The sequence below is a fragment of the Phyllobacterium phragmitis genome, assembly GCF_002980495.1.
GTDB classification, from domain to species: Bacteria; Pseudomonadota; Alphaproteobacteria; order Rhizobiales; family Rhizobiaceae; genus Paramesorhizobium; species Paramesorhizobium phragmitis.
This window is the reverse complement of the sequence record NZ_PVBR01000013.1, coordinates 63,907-84,080: the sequence shown is the minus strand read 5'-3', so window position 1 is coordinate 84,080 and position 20,174 is coordinate 63,907. Positions and strand designations below refer to the sequence as shown.

The 20,174-nt window shown below is 59.4% G+C and carries 18 protein-coding genes; 10 read left to right on the top strand and 8 right to left on the bottom strand.

Going from position 1 to position 20,174, the window contains the following annotated elements; genetic code table 11:
• Positions 1–134 precede the first annotated feature (134 nt).
• Entirely contained in the window at positions 135–1,556 is a 1,422-nt protein-coding gene (gene gltX / locus C5748_RS17435) for a glutamate--tRNA ligase (RefSeq protein ID WP_105743209.1), read from the bottom strand.
• 135 nt (positions 1,557–1,691) lie between these two features.
• On the opposite strand from gltX, the gene C5748_RS17430 reads away from it, so the two are divergent.
• Positions 1,692–4,325, top strand: a complete 2,634-nt coding sequence (locus C5748_RS17430; protein WP_105743208.1) for a ComEC/Rec2 family competence protein — start codon at positions 1,692–1,694, stop codon at positions 4,323–4,325.
• Here the strand turns inward: C5748_RS17430 and lexA are convergent.
• The 7 genes from lexA to C5748_RS17395 form a co-directional block, all read right to left on the bottom strand.
• A complete protein-coding gene (gene lexA / locus C5748_RS17425) occupies positions 4,309–5,043 on the bottom strand; it encodes a transcriptional repressor LexA (RefSeq protein WP_105743276.1) in 735 nt (244 codons plus the stop codon). The genes C5748_RS17430 and lexA overlap by 17 nt on opposite strands.
• Before the next feature lie 149 nt (positions 5,044–5,192).
• Entirely contained in the window at positions 5,193–6,047 is an 855-nt protein-coding gene (locus C5748_RS17420; protein WP_105743275.1) for a D-amino-acid transaminase, read from the bottom strand.
• 90 nt (positions 6,048–6,137) lie between these two features.
• Positions 6,138–7,361 (bottom strand): molybdopterin molybdotransferase MoeA, encoded by a 1,224-nt coding sequence (locus C5748_RS17415; RefSeq protein WP_105743207.1) that lies wholly within the window; start codon positions 7,359–7,361, stop codon positions 6,138–6,140.
• Position 7,362: 1 nt separating this feature from the next.
• Positions 7,363–7,857 (bottom strand): cyclic pyranopterin monophosphate synthase MoaC, encoded by a 495-nt coding sequence (moaC, locus tag C5748_RS17410; RefSeq protein ID WP_105743206.1) that lies wholly within the window; start codon positions 7,855–7,857, stop codon positions 7,363–7,365.
• Between the two features lie 5 nt (positions 7,858–7,862).
• A complete protein-coding gene (gene trpC, locus C5748_RS17405) occupies positions 7,863–8,684 on the bottom strand; it encodes an indole-3-glycerol phosphate synthase TrpC (protein WP_105743205.1) in 822 nt (273 codons plus the stop codon).
• A gap of 3 nt (positions 8,685–8,687) precedes the next feature.
• Entirely contained in the window at positions 8,688–9,707 is a 1,020-nt protein-coding gene (gene trpD / locus C5748_RS17400; protein WP_105743204.1) for an anthranilate phosphoribosyltransferase, read from the bottom strand.
• Positions 9,708–9,715: 8 nt separating this feature from the next.
• Positions 9,716–11,605: a peptidyl-prolyl cis-trans isomerase gene (locus tag C5748_RS17395; protein ID WP_105743203.1), complete on the bottom strand. Its 1,890-nt coding sequence runs from the start codon at positions 11,603–11,605 to the stop codon at positions 9,716–9,718.
• A gap of 171 nt (positions 11,606–11,776) precedes the next feature.
• Between C5748_RS17395 and tpiA the strand changes: the two genes are divergently transcribed.
• From tpiA to C5748_RS17350, 9 genes are all read left to right on the top strand, one after another.
• Entirely contained in the window at positions 11,777–12,541 is a 765-nt protein-coding gene (gene tpiA / locus C5748_RS17390) for a triose-phosphate isomerase (protein ID WP_105743202.1), read from the top strand.
• 179 nt (positions 12,542–12,720) lie between these two features.
• Positions 12,721–13,137: a preprotein translocase subunit SecG gene (secG, locus tag C5748_RS17385; protein ID WP_105743201.1), complete on the top strand. Its 417-nt coding sequence runs from the start codon at positions 12,721–12,723 to the stop codon at positions 13,135–13,137.
• 265 nt (positions 13,138–13,402) lie between these two features.
• Positions 13,403–14,095 carry a L,D-transpeptidase gene (locus tag C5748_RS17380; RefSeq protein ID WP_105743200.1) on the top strand — a complete coding sequence of 231 codons (693 nt, stop codon included), beginning with the start codon at positions 13,403–13,405 and terminating at the stop codon, positions 14,093–14,095.
• 173 nt (positions 14,096–14,268) lie between these two features.
• Entirely contained in the window at positions 14,269–15,897 is a 1,629-nt protein-coding gene (locus tag C5748_RS17375) for a CTP synthase (protein WP_105743199.1), read from the top strand.
• Positions 15,898–15,902: 5 nt separating this feature from the next.
• The gene (locus tag C5748_RS17370) at positions 15,903–16,799 is read left to right on the top strand and encodes a VOC family protein (RefSeq protein ID WP_105743198.1); all 897 of its coding nucleotides are present in this window, start codon (positions 15,903–15,905) and stop codon (positions 16,797–16,799) included.
• 5 nt (positions 16,800–16,804) lie between these two features.
• Positions 16,805–17,644, top strand: coding sequence for a 3-deoxy-8-phosphooctulonate synthase (kdsA, locus tag C5748_RS17365; protein ID WP_105743197.1), 840 nt, complete (start codon positions 16,805–16,807; stop codon positions 17,642–17,644).
• A 96-nt stretch (positions 17,645–17,740) separates the two neighbouring features.
• Positions 17,741–18,103, top strand: a complete 363-nt coding sequence (locus C5748_RS17360; protein WP_105743196.1) for a PRC-barrel domain-containing protein — start codon at positions 17,741–17,743, stop codon at positions 18,101–18,103.
• A gap of 176 nt (positions 18,104–18,279) precedes the next feature.
• Positions 18,280–19,557, top strand: a complete 1,278-nt coding sequence (eno, locus tag C5748_RS17355; protein WP_105743195.1) for a phosphopyruvate hydratase — start codon at positions 18,280–18,282, stop codon at positions 19,555–19,557.
• A 246-nt stretch (positions 19,558–19,803) separates the two neighbouring features.
• Positions 19,804–20,118, top strand: coding sequence for an FtsB family cell division protein (locus tag C5748_RS17350; protein ID WP_105743194.1), 315 nt, complete (start codon positions 19,804–19,806; stop codon positions 20,116–20,118).
• Positions 20,119–20,174 lie beyond the last annotated feature (56 nt).

Below are 20,174 nucleotides of genomic sequence, written 5' to 3'. Positions count from 1 at the left end.
GAATTTTCGTGCTGAACAATCCCGAAGATTTCGCACGTCAAACTATCCCAAACCTCCAATGTTGCAATGCGGAATTTCACCTCCGGAAGCTGCTTTTTTCACGACAGCGTGATGTCCTGCAAGCGACCACAGGTTTAATCGAGCTGATCCCTAATTCTTGCCAGGGATTCGTCTCTGCCGAGGACAGCCAGCACATCGAATACACCAGGAGAGGTTGCGCGACCCGTCAAAGCGGCACGCAGAGGCTGCGCTATCTTGCCAAGTTTCAGCCCGGTCGATTCCGCATGGGCGCGTATGGCGGCATCGAGACTTACCGGTGTCCAATCGCTTGCTTCTTCCAGCGCCGGAAGAGCACCCTTGAGAATGGCGCGCCCTTCTTCGCCGAGCAGGGAGGCGGCCTTTTCGTCGAGCGCCAGCGGACGCACGGCAAAGATGAATTTGGCGCCGTCGGCCAGCTCCACGAGCGTTTTCGCTCGCTCCTTCAGGCCCGGCATGGCGGCAAGGAGTTGGCCGCGACGCTTGTCGTCGAGGGCGGCGAGCAGTTCCGGTCCTCCTTCGATCTCTGGCAGCACGGCGATGAGCGCTTCGAAAAGTTCGCCATCATCGCTCAAACGCATGTAATGGCCGTTGATTGCCTCCAGCTTCTGGAAGTCAAAACGCGCTGCACCCTTGTTGATGCCCTTGACGTCGAACCATTCGATCATCTGTTCCGTCGACATGATCTCGTCATCGCCATGGCTCCAGCCGAGACGAACCAGATAATTGCGCAGCGCCTGTGGCAGATAGCCCATCGCGCGATAAGCCTCGACGCCCAACGCGCCATGCCGCTTTGAAAGCTTTGCGCCATCGGCCCCGTGGATGAGCGGGATATGCGCCATCGACGGCACCGGCCAGCCCATGGCGTCGTAGATGATCGTCTGGCGGGCGGCATTGGTCAGGTGGTCGTCACCGCGGATGATGTGCGTCACTCCCATATCATGATCATCGACCACGACGGCATGCATATAGGTAGGGTTGCCGTCGGAACGCAAGATGATGAAATCATCGAGATCCTTGTTCGGAAAGCGAACCTCGCCCTGCACATCGTCATGCACGACCGTCTCACCTGTCTGGGGCGTCTTGATACGGATGACCGGCTTTATCCCCGCCGGCGCCTCGGAGGGATCGCGATCCCGCCAACGCCCGTCATAGCGCGGAGGACGGCCCTCGGCGCGGGCGTTTTCGCGCATTTCATCGAGTTCCTGCGGCGATGCATAGCAATGATAGGCCTTACCCCTGGTAACGAGCTCTTCGGCGACTTCGCGATGACGTCCGGCCCGCTCATACTGCGAAATCGTATCGCCGTGCCAGTCGAGGCCAAGCCAGCGCAGTCCGTCGAGAATAGCCGTGACCGCGGCCTCCGACGAGCGCTCCCGGTCGGTGTCTTCGATGCGCAGCAGCATCTTGCCGCCGGTATGCTTCGCGTAGAGCCAGTTGAACAACGCCGTACGCGCGCCACCGATGTGCAGAAAGCCGGTAGGCGAGGGCGCAAAGCGGGTAATCACGGGTGAGGACATGATAACTCCGGTGAGTGCGGGGCCATATTGAAAGCCCCACTCGATTTCGGTTGGCGTTCATGTAGCATAGGTGGCTGACGGTGCAAGTGTGCTGGCGCGATCGGTCTTGGGGTTCCGAGCGCCAAGCGGGGGCAAATGAGGGGTGCGCACGACACGAGCGAGGTGGATGAACGGGCGCTATTGAAGCGGCCGATCATTACTTTGCCGCCTGCCGAAACGCTGCCGGAGAAGAAAGCCGCCACTCATCAGCCCTGGCATCGCCGACACGCGCTCCCGACACGCGACCTTATCGCCGCGCGCTTCCGATTATTTGGCGATTCCCTTACGAACCTGTTTTCCGAGGAGCAGGAGCACGGGACGCGCTTTCTCTTCCTGCCCGTCTTCGCCGCCATGGGCGCCATTCTGTATTTTTCGCTCCCGCAGGAACCGCGATGGTCGGCGCTTCTTTCCGGCCTCTCTGTCCTGGTCATGATCCGTGTTCTTGCGCACAAGCGCCAGATCGCGGCGATGGTGCTGACATTCGCGATTGCCGTTGTGGCCGGCATGCTGACTGCAAAGACGGAAACGATACGGCTTGCGACGCCGATGCTCGGTGCCGACATCACCACGCGCGTGACGGGGCGCATCATCGCCATGGAGCAGAATGCCAGCGGCGGATGGCGCGTGACGCTGGATGTGCTTTCAACCGCACGGCCGAAACTTCGCTACGCGCCAGACCGCATCCGCGTTTCTGGCCGCGATCTGCCCGCCACCGCCGAAATCGGTTCGGGGCTTACCGGCCTGGTGCGCCTGCGCGCCCAATCCGGACCGGTGCGTCCCGGGAACTATGATTTCGCCTTTCATGGCTATTTCAACGGTATTGGCGCCAATGGTTTTTTCCTGGGAACGCCCAAAGGCGCGGTGATCCCGCCGCCCGAAGGGTTCGTTTCCCATGTGCGCTTGAGTATCGCCGCCCTACGGCAGGGGATAACCGAGAGCATCGTTTCCAGTCTGGAGGGCGAGGAAGGCGCGATAGCGGCAGCCCTCATTACCGGGCAGCGCGAAGGCATCAGCGATGAAACGAATGAAGCGCTGCGTCTTAGCGGCCTTGCGCATATTCTCTCCATATCCGGCCTGCACATGGCGCTCGCCGGCGGGCTCGTCATGCTCGTGGTGCGCGCGCTGATCGCTCTCTTTCCCGGCTTCGCCATGCGACACGCGATGAAGAAATATGCGGCGGGAGCGGCCCTGCTGGCCTCAGCGTTTTATCTCTTGCTTTCCGGTTCGGGCGTTGCCGCGCAGCGCAGTTTTGTCATGCTGGGGGTGATGCTCATCGCCGTCATGATGGACCGCTCCGCCATCACCATGCGCAACCTCGCATTGGCAGCACTGATTGCCATCGTCCTTGTCCCCCATGAACTCGTCGGCCCCAGTTTCCAGATGTCGTTTTCCGCGACCGCCGCGTTGATCGCGGCGTTCGTCTGGTGGACCGGCAGAAAACGGAATCGTGCGGAACAGGCATTATCATCATCATTCCAGGCGCAAGGGTTCGTCGGCAAGATCGTCGCATCGATCGGCGCGACGGCGGCGACATCGGTGATCGCGGGGACGGCAAGCGGAATTTTCGCGCTCTATCATTTCAACAATACAGCACCGCTCGGCCTTCTCAGTAATGTGCTTGCATTGCCCGTCATATCCGTCTGCGTCATGCCCTTTGCCGTCCTCAGCCTTATCATGATGCCTTTCGATCTTGAATGGGCGCCCTTGCAGGTGATGGGATCAGGCATCTCGGTGGTCAAATGGGTGGCGCGCGAGGTGGCTTCGATCTCGCCGGATGCCAATCCAGGGATCATGCCGGTCTCCACCCTGCTGCTCTGGTCGGCAGGGCTGGTGCTGGCCATGTTCCTGAAAACGCGGCTGCGCGCCATTTCGCTCGCATTCTTTGCCGCCGGTCTTTTCTTCTTCATGCAGGAACGCGGTCCGGATCTGATCATATCGGATGACGGACGACTGGTCGCGCTGCGCACCGAGAGCGGCGTGTTGGCGGTCAACCGCAAACGGCCGTCGCGCTTCACCATCGAGAACTGGCAGAAAGCTTATAATGCGTCTGATATCATCAAGCCGCAGCCTGGTTCGGCCACCGATTATCCTGGCTTCATCTGCGAGGATGGCGTCTGTCTTGCCGAAATGCGCAACGGGCAGATGCTGGCCTATACCAATGTCGCGGAAGGCCGCAAAATCGCCTGCGCGATCGGCGATATGGTCATACTCGCCTTTCCCGGCAAGAACCTGTCATGCGGTCAAAAGGACAAGCAAAAAGGGAAGATCGTGATTACCTTGCGCGATCTGGCGATAAAGGGAACGCTCGAAATAAGGTTGGGTGACATCGAGCAGATCGCACCGGCCCGACCTATGCCGGCAGAGCAGGTCCGGCAGGAACTAGATTTCGCGGGAAAAACAGGCACTGCTTTTCCATCTGATACAAGCGGGACGTTTGGCGAGGCGTTTGAGCGGGTCTCCGATTCCATCGAGATAGGAAGCGCATCAGAAAATGCCGAAACCCATCAAAGCGTATCGGCTGACCAGCCGATCGAGCAACCGCCAATCCTGACCTACGCCATCGGCTCTCCGGAGCGGCCATGGAACCGATATAGAGTCTTTTCGCGCGCGGCGCGCGGTCTCCCGGAGAAAACTCGCACCAGCCGTACATTCAAAACGCGAGCACAAGCCGGAAAAGCGGGGCAGAAACCGGTAAAACGCCTTCCGGCTCCCATCAATAGCGGCGGATGAGCCCCACCAGCTTGCCCTGTACCTGTACCCGGTCCGGCCCGAAGATACGCGTCTCATAGGCTGGATTTGCCGCTTCGAGCGCAATGGAGGCACCCTTGCGGCGAAAGCGCTTGAGCGTTGCTTCCTCGTCATCGACGAGAGCCACCACGATCTCGCCGGGATTGGCCGTATCGCTGCGCTTGATGACGACCGTATCGCCATCGAATATGCCGGCTTCGACCATGGAATCACCCTTGACCTCAAGCGCGTAATGATCCCCGGGCCCGATCATCTCAGGCGGCAGGCTGATCGTGTGGGTCTGGTTCTGAATGGCGGCGATCGGAACGCCGGCTGCGATACGCCCCATCACCGGAACGCTGACAGCGGCCACGGCGCCGTCGTCATTGGCAACACGATCATTGGCAATATGAGGGCGGGACGAAACCGGAGCCATGTTCTTTCCAAGGCTGCCCTCGATGACGCTGGGTGCGAATTTCTTCTGCGCGTTGAGACCGGGCGCGATGGAATCGGGAAGGCGTATGACTTCAAGAGCGCGGGCCCGATTGGGAAGACGGCGGATGAAACCGCGCTCTTCCAGCGCGGTGATGAGCCGGTGGATGCCCGATTTCGAAGCAAGATCGAGTGCTATCTTCATCTCATCGAAAGAGGGAGGGATTCCGGTTTCCTTCAACCGCTCGTGAATGAAAAGCAGAAGCTCATGTTGCTTGCGCGTCAGCATGGCAGGTTCCTTTGAGGGAATCGGAACAAAAAACAAAACCAGAACGAACACTATATGTTCCAGTCTTGTTCTGCAACTGTTTTAAAATCATTAACGATGTACGGAGGCGCGAAGGTTATTTAAAATCTGGGTGCGGGAAAGCCCGCATATCAGATAGCGTTGGAGCGCCTGTCCTCGACATAGGCGGCGCGGAGACGCTGGGTGATCGGGCCTGGAATACCGGCACCGATCGGCTCGCCATCGATCCGTGTTACCGGCATCACGAAACTCGTAGCCGAGGTGATGAAGGCTTCCGCCGCATTCTTTGCCTCCTGCGGAGTGAAGGCCCGTTCCTCGGCCGGAACGCCGGCGCCGCGCGCAAGATCCAATATGGACGCACGGGTGATGCCATGAAGGATCGCCGTGCTGAGACTGCGGGTTACGAGCTTGCCCTCAGTGGTGACGATATGGGCGTTGGCCGAGCTCGCCTCAGTGACGAAACCGTCCTCAACAAGCCAGGCATCGTCGGCATTTCGGTGCATGGCTTCCGTTTTCGCTATCGAGGGATAAAGAAGCTGCACGGTCTTGATGTCGCGCCGGACCCAGCGCAAATCGGGCATGGTTATGACGGAAATGCCGGTTTCGAGCTTCGGGCTGCTCAAAATGCCCTTTTCCTGCGTGAAAAGCGTGATGGTTGGAGTGGGATTCGCTGGAAAGGCGAAGTCGCGGTCTGCTGGACCACGGGATATCTGCATATAGATGAGGCCTTCGTCGAGATTGTTGCGGGCAACGATCTGGCGATGGACATCCAGCAGGCTGTCGGCGTCGAGCGGACAGGTCATGCGAAGTTCGGCCAGCGAGCGCTTGAGGCGTGCGGCATGGCCGGGATAATCGATGAGTTTTCCGCCGATCACGGCAGTGACTTCGTAAATGGCGTCGGCAAAAAGAAAGCCGCGGTCGAAGATCGAAACCTTGGCTTCGCTTTCAGCAAGCCACTCGCCGTTCAGATAAACAATGCGCTGCATATTCAAATCCTTGCCGTAAAACCAGAGAATGAAGCCTATCGACATACAAACGGCAACAGCGAAATTGCAAGCGCTTTGTATCCGCCGGAATCAGCGCAGCATAAACACTTCGCACGGTTCTCCTGCGCGCGCAGCTTGCGCATGAGGCTCGCGAATGATGAGCCCGTTGGCACGGGCCAGCGCGCTCAGCATGGAGGAATCCTGCAGGGACAGAGGGGTGGCGACGGGTTCGCCGTTCTCATCGGCGATAATTTGCGCGCGGATATGATCGCGCCTCAGATCATTGGCGGGCATGTCGACGCCAAGGCGCGCCGTGCGAATATCCGGCTGGTAAGGCCTGCCGGCCAATGCGGAGACGAGCGGGGCCAGGAAGAGATAGCTGCACACCAGGCTCGACACCGGATTACCCGGCAGGCCCAGTACGCGGAGGGGGGCACCGTTCAGCCCCTGGAGCCTTCCCGACATTAGCGGCTTGCCGGGACGCATGGCGATCTTCCAGAAATCAAGTTTCATTCCGCGCCGGGTCAGCGCCGCATGGACGAGGTCATGGTCGCCGACCGAGGCGCCGCCTAATGTAACCAGGATGTCCGCGCCATTCTCGATGGCCGCACCGATGGCAGTTTCGATATGGTCGATATCATCGTCGACGATGCCAAGATCGCGCGTCTCGCCACCATTGATGCGGACGATCTCCGTCACGCCTATATTGTTCGAGGAGATGATCTGATCAGGGCCCGGCACGGCGCCAGGCGCTACAAGTTCGTCGCCCGTTGCAATGATCGCCACCTTGGGTTGGCGCACAACATGGAGTTGGGCATTGTTCGCGGCCGCGGCCAGGGAAAGTGCTGCCGGATCTAGAATACGGCCTGGTTGGAGCACGACATTGCCCTTGCTGAAGTCCAGGCCGGCGCGACGGATGTTCCGGCCCTCGGCGACTGTCTGCAGGATATTGATGGCACTGTCGGCAAGCCGCTCGGTATTTTCCTGGATCAGAACCGTGTCCGCGCCTGGCGGAACCGGAGCGCCGGTAAAGATACGCACGGCTTCGCCGGCAGCGACAGCACCTGCATAGCGATGGCCGGCAGCCGATTCTCCGATGACTTTGAGCTGCGCCGGCACAGACGCGACATCGGCAGCGCGGATCGCATAGCCATCCATCGCCGAGGCATCGAAGGGTGGCTGGCTGTGATGCGCTTGGACGGGCCGGGAAAGTACCCGTCCGCCGGCCCGAGCGGTAGGCAAGATTTCTTCGCCCAAAGGTTTGGCATCGGCCAAAAGCTGCGCAAGCGCTTCATCGACGGCCAGCAACGCCATGTCAGCTCGTGCTCCGCAAAGGCGCTTGCCAGTCACCCGACTTGCCGCCGCTCTTGGAAAGAAGCCGTATATTGCCGATCACCATGCCTTTGTCGGCGGCTTTCGCCATATCGTAGATGGTGAGGCAGGCGACGGAAACGGCAGTCAAGGCCTCCATCTCCACGCCGGTCTTGCCGGTCAGCCTGGCGGTCGCCTGTACGCGCAGGCCCGGCAGCGCTTCATCCGCGTCGATCTCGACCGCGACGTTGGTCAGCATCAGCGGGTGGCAGAGCGGTATGAGATCGGCTGTCTTCTTGGCCGCCATGAGGCCCGCGATCCGCGCAGTGCCGATCACATCGCCCTTGGCGGCATTGCCTTCCAGGATGCGCTCGAGGGTTGCCGGAAGCATGATGACGAAACCTTCGGCGACGGCAACGCGCTCGGTCTCGTCTTTAGCCCCGACATCGACCATATGGGCGGCGCCGGTTTCGTCGAGATGGGTAAGCTTGCCGGCCATGGCGGTCAGCCTGCCGCGCGGCGGGTTTCCACATCGCCGCCGCGAAGAAGCGTGCGCGTGGCGGCCGCGACATCGTCCTGCCGCATCAGGCTTTCGCCGATCAGAAAGGTGCCGATGCCGGATCCTTGCAGCCGCAGGCAATCCGAATGGGTGAAGATGCCGCTTTCACCGACCAGAAGCCGGTCGGCGGGCGCCATGGCGGCAAGCCGTTCGGAGACGGCAAGATCGACCTCGAAAGTGCGCAGATTGCGGTTATTGATACCGAGGAGGCGGGAGGAGAGATTCAGCGCGCGCTGCATTTCCTCCTCGTCATGGACTTCAACCAGCACGTCCATGCCGAGCGAAAAAGCGGTTTCCTCCAGATCACGGGCGAGATCGTCACTGACACTCGCCATGATGATCAAGATGCAATCCGCGCCCCAGCTGCGGGCTTCATGCACCTGATAGCTATCGAACAGGAAGTCCTTACGTAGCGCGGGCAGGGAACATGCGGCACGCGCAGCGACAAGAAATTCCGGCGCGCCCTGAAAGGACGGCGTATCGGTCAGCACGGAAAGGCAGGTGGCACCGCCCGATTCATAGGCCTTGGCGAGCGCCGGCGGATCGAAATCGGGCCGGATCAGGCCCTTCGAAGGGCTCGCCTTCTTGATTTCGGCGATCAGCGCGAAATCATCCTGCGCGCGCTTGCGCTGCAGAGCATCGAGGAAGCCGCGCGGCGGCGTCTGGTCGGCCGCCTTGGCCTTGATTTCGGCAAGCGGCAGTCGCGCTTTGGCGGCGGCGATTTCCTCGCGCTTATAGGCTTCGATCTTCTTCAAAATGTCGGCCATGGCTCAGATGTCTTCGCGATTGGAAACGGTGATGAGTTTCTTCAATACCGCATTTGCGGCCCCGTTGTCGATCGAATGGGCGGCAAGCGCGATGCCTTCACCGAGATTTGAGGCCTTGCCGGCAATGACGAGCGCCGCGCCTGAGTTGAGAAGCGTGATATCGCGAAAAGCGCCTTTGACGCCTTCGAGAACGCCGCGCAGTGCCTCGGCATTGTATGCGGCGTCGCCGCCCTTCAACTCGTCCGGATCGGCGCGGCGCAGCCCAACGCTTTCCGGCGTGACTTCGAAGCTGCGTATCGCGCCGTTTTCCAGTGCTGCGACGTGGGTGATGCCCGCGGTCGTCATTTCGTCGAGGCCGTCGCCATGCACGACCCAGACGGCTTCCGATCCGAGATCTTTCAGCACATGGGCGATCGGCTCCACCCATTGGCGGGCAAAGACCCCGACGAGCTGGCGCTTGACGCCTGCCGGATTGGAGAGGGGCCCGAGCAGGTTGAATATGGTGCGCGTGCCGAGTTCGACGCGGCTGGGGCCGACATGACGCATCGCCGAATGATGCGTGGGGGCGAACATGAAGCCCAGGCCCGCCTCGTCGATGCATTGCGATATCCGCTGTGGATCGGCCTCGATGTTGATGCCGAGCGCCGCCAGCGTGTCGGCTGCGCCGGATTTCGACGAGAGCGCCCGGTTGCCGTGTTTGGCCACGGGAATGCCGGCCCCCGCCACCACGAAGGCGGAGCAGGTCGAAACATTATATGAACCGGACTGATCACCGCCGGTGCCAACGATATCGACCGCATTTTCGGGTGCTGCGACCGGCAGCATCTTGGCGCGCATGGAGGCAACCGCGCCGGCAATTTCCTCAACCGTCTCGCCGCGTACGCGCAGGGCCATCAGAAAACCGCCGATCTGGGACGGGGTCGCTTCGCCCGACATCATGATGCCAAACGCTTCCTCGGCATCCGCCCGCGAAAGCGGAATGCCGGAAGCGGCTTTGGCGATATGGATCTTCAAATCAGCCATGGTGTATCTCAATAAGCCAGTGCCCGATCAATGGCGGCCTGGTTGACGGTAACAGGGAATTCGGTCTGCAACTGGGCGACAAGCTGATCCAGCAGATCGTCGGAAAGGCGCGCGGCAAAGGCTTGGCGTTGATCCTCGGGGATCGAATCAGGACCAGCTCCGGCCGGCTCGACCGATTCGACGACTTTGAACAGGATCTGCGCGCCGTCGGAAACGGCAGGCGCAATGCCTGTCATGCCATCGGGTCCGCCGAAAACCTTCGCGACGGCTTCCGCCGACAGTTCGGCATCGTTGCCGACACGGGTGATGCCGCGTTTGGTCTGCTTTTCCAGATTGAGCTCGGTCGCCAAGGTGTCGAGGGTCGCCCCGCCATCCAGGCGCTTCTTCAATTCGTCAGCCTTGGCCGTCAGCCGCTTGGTCGCTTCCTCCGCCTTCCACTTTTCCACCACCTGGTCCTTGACCTCGTCCAGCGAGCGGTCACGGGCAGGGGTCACGCCGTCCACCTGGTACCAGAGGAAACCATTGGTACCGATGGGCAGGGGATCGTTATCGATGCCGGCATCCGTCTGGAATGCGGCCGGCAGGAGCCGCGCCTGATCGGGGATATTGGCAACAGGCGTTCCGTCAGGAGCATTTCCGCTGTTGTCCACCGCATCGATGGTGACCATTTTCAGTTTCAGCTTATCGGCGACTTCAGCCATCGTTGCGCCGGAGGAACGCTCGTCCTCATAATTATCGTGAACGCCGAGAACAGCATTTGCCGCCTGGGTAACGGCAATGGCCTTGCGGATTTCCGCCTCGACTTCGGAAAGCGGCTTGATTTTTTGCGGTGTGATGGTGGTAACACGCAGAATGACCGGACCAAACGCGCCGTTCACCACGTCGCTCACGCCGCCTTCTGGCAATCCGAAGACCGTATCGGCGATCGATTGATCGGGGAGGCGGCTCTTTTCGAATGTGCCGAGGTTGACGTCTTCGGGCGTCTTGCCCTCTGCCTTGACGATATCGTCGAACGAGGTTCCGGCGAGGATCTGCTCATGCGCGGCTTTCGCGGCATCCGCATTGGCGAAACTCAGCTGCTCGACAGTCCGGGTTTCGGGTGTCGTGTAGCGAGCAATGCTCTTTTCGTAATATTCTTGGATTTCCTCAGGCGTCACCGAGGAGAGATCGGCGATATCTTCAGGCTCGAGCTTCACATAGGAAATTTTGCGGTATTCCGGCGCCCGATATTCGGCGATATGGGCATCGAAATAGGCCTTGAGATCGCTATCGGACGGATTGGCAATCTCACCGGCACTGGAAAGCGGCAGGGTGATATAGTCGATAGTGCGGCTTTCGCCCTGATAGAGCGCCACCGCCTTGAGAAGCGTGTCGGGCACTTTTATGCCGTCCGTCACGGCTTCGACGATCTGCTGGCGGCGGGCGATCTGGGCGCGGTTCTGCAGGTAATCCTCCGGACGCATGCCGACCTGACGCAAAACCTCGTTGAATTGGGACACATTGAAACGACCGCTCGCGTCGTGGAAGGCCGGGTCATCTCCGGTCAGCCGCGCAAGCCGATCCTTGGAAAGACCAAGATTCATCTGCCTCGCTTCTTCGTCAAGAACGACGCCTGCAACGAGTTGGGAGAGAACCTGGTTGTTGATGCCGAGCGCCTGCGCCTGCTCGCGCGTGACGCGCTGGTTGAACCTTTGCGACAGGAGCTGCAGCTGCCGATCATAGGCGAGGCGGAATTCCGTCGTCGAGACTTCGGAACTGCCGGAGGACAGAACAGTATTGCCCCCGATATCGCCTTTGAAGACATCAGCTATACCCCAGGCGGCGAAACTCAGCACCAGAACGCCGAGAAGAAGTTTCGCAACCCATGAACGGGCGGCATCACGCAAACTGTCGAGCATAGGAATACCGTAGTTGAATAAGTTTCTACTTTGGAAACCGGGGATAGCCTCAAGCAGGGCCCCGATGCAAGGATTCATTGAGATTGCAGCGTTTGCTTTGCAATCGAGATTTGCTAGTCAGGGGGGATTTTGCCGGTCAGATGCCGGAATAAGCAAGGCGAGGAGCAGAATATGACCCCAGCTATCCGTCCATTGGTCGCAGGCAACTGGAAAATGAACGGCACGGGCGGCTCTCTCGCCGAATTGTCGGCGATCGCCGCCGGTTTGAGCTCCGATCTCGGGCAGAAGCTGGATGCGGTGATCTGCGTTCCGGCGACCTTGCTTTCGCGTGCCGCCGAAACGCTCGTCTCCGAAACGATCGATCTTGGCGGCCAGGATTGCCATGTGAAGGAATCGGGCGCCCATACCGGCGATATTTCCGCCGCCATGCTGAAGGAAGCCGGTGCGAGCCATGTAATCGTCGGGCATTCGGAGCGGCGCACCGATCATCATGAAACAGACGAACTTATCAGGGCAAAGACGGAAACTGCCTGGAAGGCGGGGCTTGCAGCGATCGTCTGCGTCGGTGAAACGGCGGCAGAGCGACAGGAGAAACGCACGCTCGAGATCATCGGCAGGCAATTGCTGGGCTCGCTGCCCGACAATGTACGAAACGACACGACGGTTATCGCCTATGAACCCGTATGGGCCATCGGCACTGGCCAGACGCCGACGGCAGACGACGTAGAGAAGGTCCATGCCTTCATGCGCAGCGAATTGATCGCCCGTTTCGGTTCAGAGGGCGCAAAGCTGCGGTTGCTCTATGGCGGATCGGTGAAACCGGCAAATGCGGTCGAGCTTCTCGGCGTCTCCAATGTCGACGGGGCGCTCGTTGGCGGCGCGAGCTTGAAAGCGACGGACTTCCTCGCCATCTGTGAGGCTTATAGGATCCTTTAAACCAGCCGCGGTCCGGCCGCTGCCATATTCCCGCAGTATCGATGCAAAGCGGGTAACATTTTCGGCGAATAAATGGCATTCCCGCTGGTAAGTGGATTTTCCGTACGCCGCCGGACTTGGATTATCGGACAAGAGCGTGTAAAGAGCCGCATCCAAAGCCAGAAAGCAGACTAGAATCCATGCAACCCGTCATCATCGTCATTCATCTCCTGATCGTCCTCGCCCTTGTCGGCGTGGTGCTCATTCAGCGTTCCGAAGGCGGAGGCCTCGGCATAGGCGGCGGCTCCGGCCTGATGACCGCACGCGGCGCGGCAAATGCCTTGACCCGGACGACGGCAATTCTGGCGGCAGCGTTCTTCGCCACCTCGATAACGCTCGGCATCATGGCGCGGCATGCCGAACAACCGACCGACATTTTGAACCGTATTCCAGCGGCGACCGGTACGCAGACACCCGGTTCGGGTGGCGTGCTCAATCAGCTCGGCGGTTCGTCGTCGCAGACCCCGCCTGCCGAAACCACACCGGAACAGCCTGCACCCTCGCAGACAGCACCGGCGCAGACGGCCCCTGCCAACCCGGTTCCGAATTCGCAGTAATCGCCAGCTGCAGCTTTTCAGTTCAGCATCGAAAGCCTTCCGAATCGTCGGAAGGCTTTTTGCTGTCGCTGCCCGACATTATTCTTCCAGTATTTGCCGAAGTGTTGCAGCCGGGCAATACATCCAGCCGATTCCTTTTCACTCTCCACATTGTGCGTTGAGTGGAAAACACGTTTCGCGTATTTGAAATCAAAAGGTTGGGGCTTTGGATATCGCCATTCGCGCCTGCCATACGAGGATTAATGTCTTGACCGGGGGCAAACCCATGTTTTCACGTATTCTTCTCGCCGGCGTCGCGGGATTGTATCTGACCCTTCCAGTGTCGGCTCAGGCCGTGGGGGATGTGGCTGCGGCGGTCAACGCCGATACAAAAGTTCAGCAGGTTTCGCTCGTCACCGAGAGCAAAAAATTCACTGCAGCCAAAAAGCCGCGAGCACGCAAGAAGAATGGGGCGCAGCAGGCGAAAGCCCAGTCGAGCCGCAAATACAATATCGATCCGAAATTCATGCCGCAGGAAGTCTCATTTTCGGGATACAAGCCCGGAACGATCGTCATCGATCCTGCAAAGCGCTTTCTTTATCTCGTCGAAACGTCTGGCACCGCACGTCGCTATGGCATCGCCGTTGGGAGAGAAGGGCTGGAGTTCAAGGGAACCGCGAAAATCCAGACCAAGCGGGAATGGCCGCGCTGGATCCCGACCAAGGAAATGATCGAGCGCGAACCGAACAAATACGGCAAATACAAGAATGGCATGGACGGCGGTCCGGGCAATCCACTCGGCGCCCGTGCGCTTTATCTTTTCCAGGGCAACAAGGATACCTATGTGCGCATCCATGGAACCACGCAGCCCTGGACGATCGGCAGTTCCGCCTCGAGTGGCTGCTTCCGGATGGTCAACGAGCATGTGATGGATCTCTACAGCCGCGTCAGCGTCGGCGCGGAAGTCGTCGTCCGCTAATCCACAGCGTATCAATCGGTGAAAAAGTCGGGTTTCAGCCCGGCTTTTTTGCTGCGCTTTGGCGCATATACAGAAATATTCAATCCAATCCGCGGGATCGGCTGGGGGAAAAAGTTTCCGAACCCGATTTTTTTGTGGCGGAATCATTCAGGAGCGTCTAACGACATAAGCCCATGGCGCGATATGTATTCATCACAGGCGGCGTGGTTTCCTCCCTTGGAAAAGGCATCGCTGCCGCAGCTCTTGCGGCTCTTCTTCAGGCACGTGGTTATCGCGTGCGGATCAGGAAGCTCGATCCTTATCTCAACGTCGATCCCGGCACGATGTCGCCCTACCAGCATGGTGAGGTGTTCGTGACGGATGACGGGGCGGAAACCGACCTCGACCTCGGACATTACGAACGGTTCACCGGGCGTCCTGCCAACAAGCAGGACAACATCACCACCGGCCGGATCTACCGCAACATCATCGAGAAGGAACGCCGCGGCGATTATCTCGGTGCGACGGTGCAGGTCATTCCGCACGTCACCGACGAGATCAAGAACTTCATTACCGAAGGCAATGATGACTTCGATTTCGTGCTTTGCGAGATCGGCGGCACGGTCGGCGATATCGAGGCGATGCCGTTTCTCGAGGCGATCCGTCAGCTCGGCAATGAATTGCCGCGCGCCAGCGCGGTCTACATTCACCTGACGCTGATGCCGTATATCCCGGCGGCCGGCGAGTTGAAGACCAAGCCGACGCAGCATTCAGTCAAGGAATTGCGCTCGATCGGCATTGCGCCGGATATTCTTCTGATACGTGCCGATCGGGCCATCCCCGAATCGGAACGCCGCAAGCTGTCGCTGTTCTGCAATGTGCGTCCGTCGGCGGTCATCCAGGCGCTGGATGTGGCGAGTATCTACGATGTGCCGATCGCCTATCACGCGGAAGGGCTCGATTCGGAAGTGCTGGCAGCCTTCGGCATCGATCCTGCGCCGAAGCCGCGCATGGAGCGCTGGCAGGAGGTCTCGAACCGCATCCACAGCCCCGAGGGCGAGGTGACCATTGCCATCGTCGGCAAATATACCGGCCTGAAGGACGCCTACAAGTCGCTCATCGAGGCGCTGCATCATGGCGGCATGGCAAACCGCGTGAAGGTCAATCTCGACTGGATCGAATCGGAAGTCTTCGAGCAGGAGGATCCCTCGCCGCATCTCGAAAAGGTCCACGGCATCCTGGTGCCGGGCGGCTTTGGCGAGCGCGGGGCAGAAGGCAAGATCCTGGCGGCGAAATTCGCGCGCGAGCGCAAGGTGCCATATTTCGGCATCTGCTTTGGGATGCAGATGGCCTGTATCGAGGCTGCACGCAATCTTGCCGGCATCGAAAACGCCTCTTCGACAGAATTCGGCCCGACAAAGGAGCCGGTCGTCGGCCTGATGACGGAATGGCTGAAGGGCAACATGCTGGAAAAGCGCAGCCAGGCGGGCGATCTCGGCGGGACGATGCGGCTTGGCGCATATGAGGCCTATCTCAAGGCGGGAACGCGTATCGCCGATATCTATGGCTCTTCCGATATTTTCGAGCGTCACCGTCATCGCTACGAGGTCAATGTCGACTACAAGGAGCGTCTGGAGGCGTGTGGGCTGGTGTTCTCGGGCATGTCGCCGGACGGCGTTCTCCCTGAGACCATCGAATATGCGGATCATCCCTGGTTCGTCGGCGTTCAGTATCACCCCGAGCTGAAATCGCGTCCGTTTGAACCGCATCCGCTATTTGCGTCGTTCATTACGGCGGCCGTCGAACAGAGCCGGCTCGTCTGACGGCGATGCCGGATTCCGTTTCCCCACGCCAAGCCCGTCCGGTCGATCATCTGGTGTTGCCGACGGCCAGCCTGGATTTGGCGCGGGAGCGGCTCCACAGCCTGGGCTTCACCGTTGCACCGATGGGCCGGCACCCGTTCGGCACCGCCAACGTCTGCACCTATCTCTCGGACGGGACCTTTCTCGAATCGCTCGCCATCGGCCAACGCGAGACTTGCGAACGGGCCGCGATCAGGGGCAATGTCTTTGTCGCCCGCGATCAGGCGTTTCGTTTCCGCAATGGCGACGAGGGCTTTTCCGCCCTGGTCATGGAGACGGAAGATGCCAAAGGCGATCATGCCGCCTTTGTCAAAGCAGGCATATCTGCCGGCAAGATCCTGAATTTTGCGCGCGCCTTTGTGACGCCGGACGGAACAAGGGACAAAGCGGCCTTCAGGCTCGCTTTTGCCGCCGACCTGCGCGCGCCCGATGTCTTCTTCTTCACCTGCCAGCGCGTCAATGTGCCTGATGTCGACCGCAGCGTGCTGCAGAGACACGAGAATGGCGTGGTCGCCATTCGTGAAATTGTGCTTTCCGAGACAAATCCGACCGATTTTCAGTATCTTATGCAGGAAGTCGTCAACGAGAGGGACGTGAACGCCCATTCCTTCGGTATGGATATTCGTGCCGCCAATGCCAATATAGCGGTTCTGACGCCGGCCGGGCTGGAGGCATTCTTTGGCGCCAAGGCACCGCTGGGCGAGCGGGGTTTGCACTTGCAAGGTATCGTTTTTGCCGTGCGCGACCTGGCGCATGTCGAAGGTCTCCTTTCCGGCAATGGCGTCGCATTTGAAAAACGCGGTGCACGAATCGTCGTGAAACCCGCCGCCGGACAAGGCGCAATATTCGCATTCGAGGCTTGAACGATATGATTTCTCCCAATTCCACTGTTTCCGCGGGCTCGGTCTCGTTTTCAAATTCCGGTCCTCTGTCGCTCATTGCAGGCCCATGCCAGATGGAAAGCCGGCAGCATGCTTTCGACATGGCGGGGGCGCTGAAGGAGCTGACGGAGAAGCTCGGCATCGGCCTCGTCTACAAATCGAGTTTCGACAAGGCCAACCGCACTTCACTGACGGGCAAACGCGGCATGGGACTTGAAAGCTCGCTTGAAGTCTTTGCCGATCTGAAGAAGCAGTTCGGTTTGCCGATGCTGACCGATGTCCACAACGAAGCCCAGTGCGCCATCGTCGGCGACGTGGTCGACGTGCTGCAAATCCCGGCCTTCCTGTGCCGCCAGACCGACCTCTTGATCGCAGCCGCAAAAACCGGGCGGGTGATCAATATCAAGAAGGGCCAGTTCCTTGCGCCCTGGGATATGAAAAACGTCATCGCCAAGGTGACGGAAAGCGGCAATCCGAATGTTCTGGCGACGGAGCGTGGTGCCTCCTTCGGCTATAATACGCTTGTCTCCGACATGCGCTCGCTGCCGATCATGGCCGGCTTCGGTTCGCCTGTTATTTTCGATGCGACCCATTCGGTACAGCAGCCGGGCGGGCAGGGCGCATCAACCGGCGGCCAGCGCGAATTCGTCGAGACACTGGCGCGTGCGGCCGTTGCCGTCGGTGTTGCGGGCGTGTTCATCGAGACCCACGAAGACCCTGATAACGCGCCTTCCGATGGGCCCAACATGGTACCTCTCGATCAGATGCCGCGTCTCCTCGAAACGTTGCTCGCCTTCGATCATATAGCCAAGGCCAAAGGGCGCTGATCGCGCGATACTTCACGATATAGCCAAAGCTTAAGGAACCTTGACCGCACCTGCTCATTGAGTTGATGGAAATCAGCACAAAGAGGAGGTCGTGCCATGCCGACAGCGTCCGGTCATACCACCGCCATTCGCGCCAGCCGTGTCATCGGAACCAATGTCTACAACAGGGAAGGCGAGAAGATCGGCGAAATCGAGGATCTGATGCTCGACAAATTGTCCGATCACATCATGTTCGCCGTCATCGGCTTTGGCGGCGTCTTCAGCATTGGTGAGAAGTTCCACGCCATTCCGTGGTCGGTTCTCGACTATGTTCCCGAGCAGGGCGGCTATGTCGTTCCCTATTCGCGTGAACAGCTCGAGGCTGCTCCGGTCCAGTCCATCAGCGAACTGTCGGAAGACGATGGCCAGAAAGCCCGCAATCTGTCCTTCGATTATTACAAGGTCCCGAAATATTGGTGATCCGGCAGGAATCAATCGGCAAAAACAGATGAAACGGCTCCGGATACGGGGCCGTTCTGGTTTGTGACATTGATTTCATGCGATGGGGATTTTCCTCGCCTCTTCCTTTCGCTATGGAAGGCGCGGAAGCTCGTGCTCGCGCTTCATCGTTCAGGGAAATGGAAGGAATATCCCCCATGACTGCTATTATCGACATCGTCGGCCGTGAAATTCTCGACAGCCGCGGTAATCCGACCGTGGAGGTCGATGTAAGGCTGGAAGACGGTTCTTTCGGCCGGGCGGCGGTGCCGTCGGGTGCGTCGACCGGCGCACACGAAGCGGTGGAGTTGCGCGATGGGGGCACCCGCTATCTGGGCAAGGGCGTCGAGAAGGCCGTCGATGCGGTCAATGGCGAGATATTCGACGCGCTGGGCGGCATCGACGCTGAAAACCAGATCCATATCGACCGGACGATGATCGACCTAGACGGCACGCCGAACAAGAGCCGTCTCGGCGCCAACGCCATTCTCGGCGTCTCGCTTGCCGTGGCCAAGGCTGCGGCGGAAACCTCCGGCCTGCCGCTCTATCGCTATGTCGGCGGCCCGAACGCGCATATCCTTCCGGTGCCGATGATGAACATCATCAATGGCGGCATGCACGCCGATAACCCGATCGATTTCCAGGAGTTCATGATCCTTCCCGTCGGTGCATCGTCGATGGCCGAGGCGGTCCGTTACGGAGCGGAAGTGTTCCATACGCTGAAAAAGCGCCTCAAGGATGCCGGGCACAACACGAATGTCGGCGACGAAGGCGGTTTTGCGCCGAACCTGAAGAGCGCGCAGGCAGCATTGGATTTCATCGTCGAATCGATCGAGAAGGCCGGCTTCAAGCCGGGCGAGGAGATCGCCATCGGGCTCGATTGCGCCGCGACGGAAATCTTCAAGGACGGCAACTACGTCTATGAAGGCGAGAAGAAGACGCGCGATCCGAAGGCGCAGGCGAAATATCTGGCGAAGCTTGCCGGCGATTATCCGATCATATCGATCGAGGACGGCATGTCCGAGGACGACTGGGAAGGCTGGAAATATCTGACCGACCTGATCGGCGACAAGTGCCAGCTCGTCGGCGACGATCTCTTCGTCACCAATTCGGCGCGCTTGCGCGACGGCATCAAAATGGGCGTGGCGAACTCGATCCTGGTCAAGGTCAACCAGATCGGCACCTTGACGGAAACGCTGGATGCCGTCGAAACGGCGCACAAAGCGGGCTATACCGCCGTCATGTCGCACCGCTCGGGCGAAACCGAGGATACGACCATCGCCGATCTCGCCGTCGCCACCAATTGCGGACAGATCAAGACGGGCTCGCTCGCACGCTCAGACCGGCTCGCCAAATACAACCAGCTCATCCGCATCGAAGAGGAACTGGGGCCGCAGGCGCGCTACGCCGGCTATTCGGTCTTCAAGCGCATCTGAGCCTACACTTTGCCGCGCGTCTCTGTGGGCGCGCGGCGAGAGTTCTATACCGCTTTTATTCGGCCTCTGACGGCGAGGCATGGCAACTGTGACAAGCACAGGAATCCATGCCTCAACGCCGCCGCGACAAATGCAGTCCAGAACCATTCTGCCGGTGGCGCAATGCCTCTATTTCCATCAGGCATCGCGAATGTAAGCCTCTGTTAAGCAAAACAATGTTTCTGTGTTCTCGAAGGTTCGGGAATCATGTGGACAAAACAGAAGCGCAAATCAATCCGTGGGCGATTCATCGTGCCGGCTCTCGCGGCCGCATTTCTTTCCTATTTCGGCTTTCATGCCTATCATGGCGAGTATGGGCTTTATGCCCGAATGAGGTTTGAGGAGCAGGTGACGATCATGAATGATCAACTTGCCGCTCTCACCAAACAACGCACGGCACTGGAGCGCAAGGTGGCGCTTGTGCGCGATGGTTCCATCGAAAAGGACATGCTTGACGAGCAGGCGCGCCGGGCGTTGAATCTTTCCCGTCCAGATGAAGTGACGATTATGTTATCGCATTAGTCGCAGCAGATTAACTGGGTTTCGGTTAATATCGTTTTTATCAAGCATTTATAAGA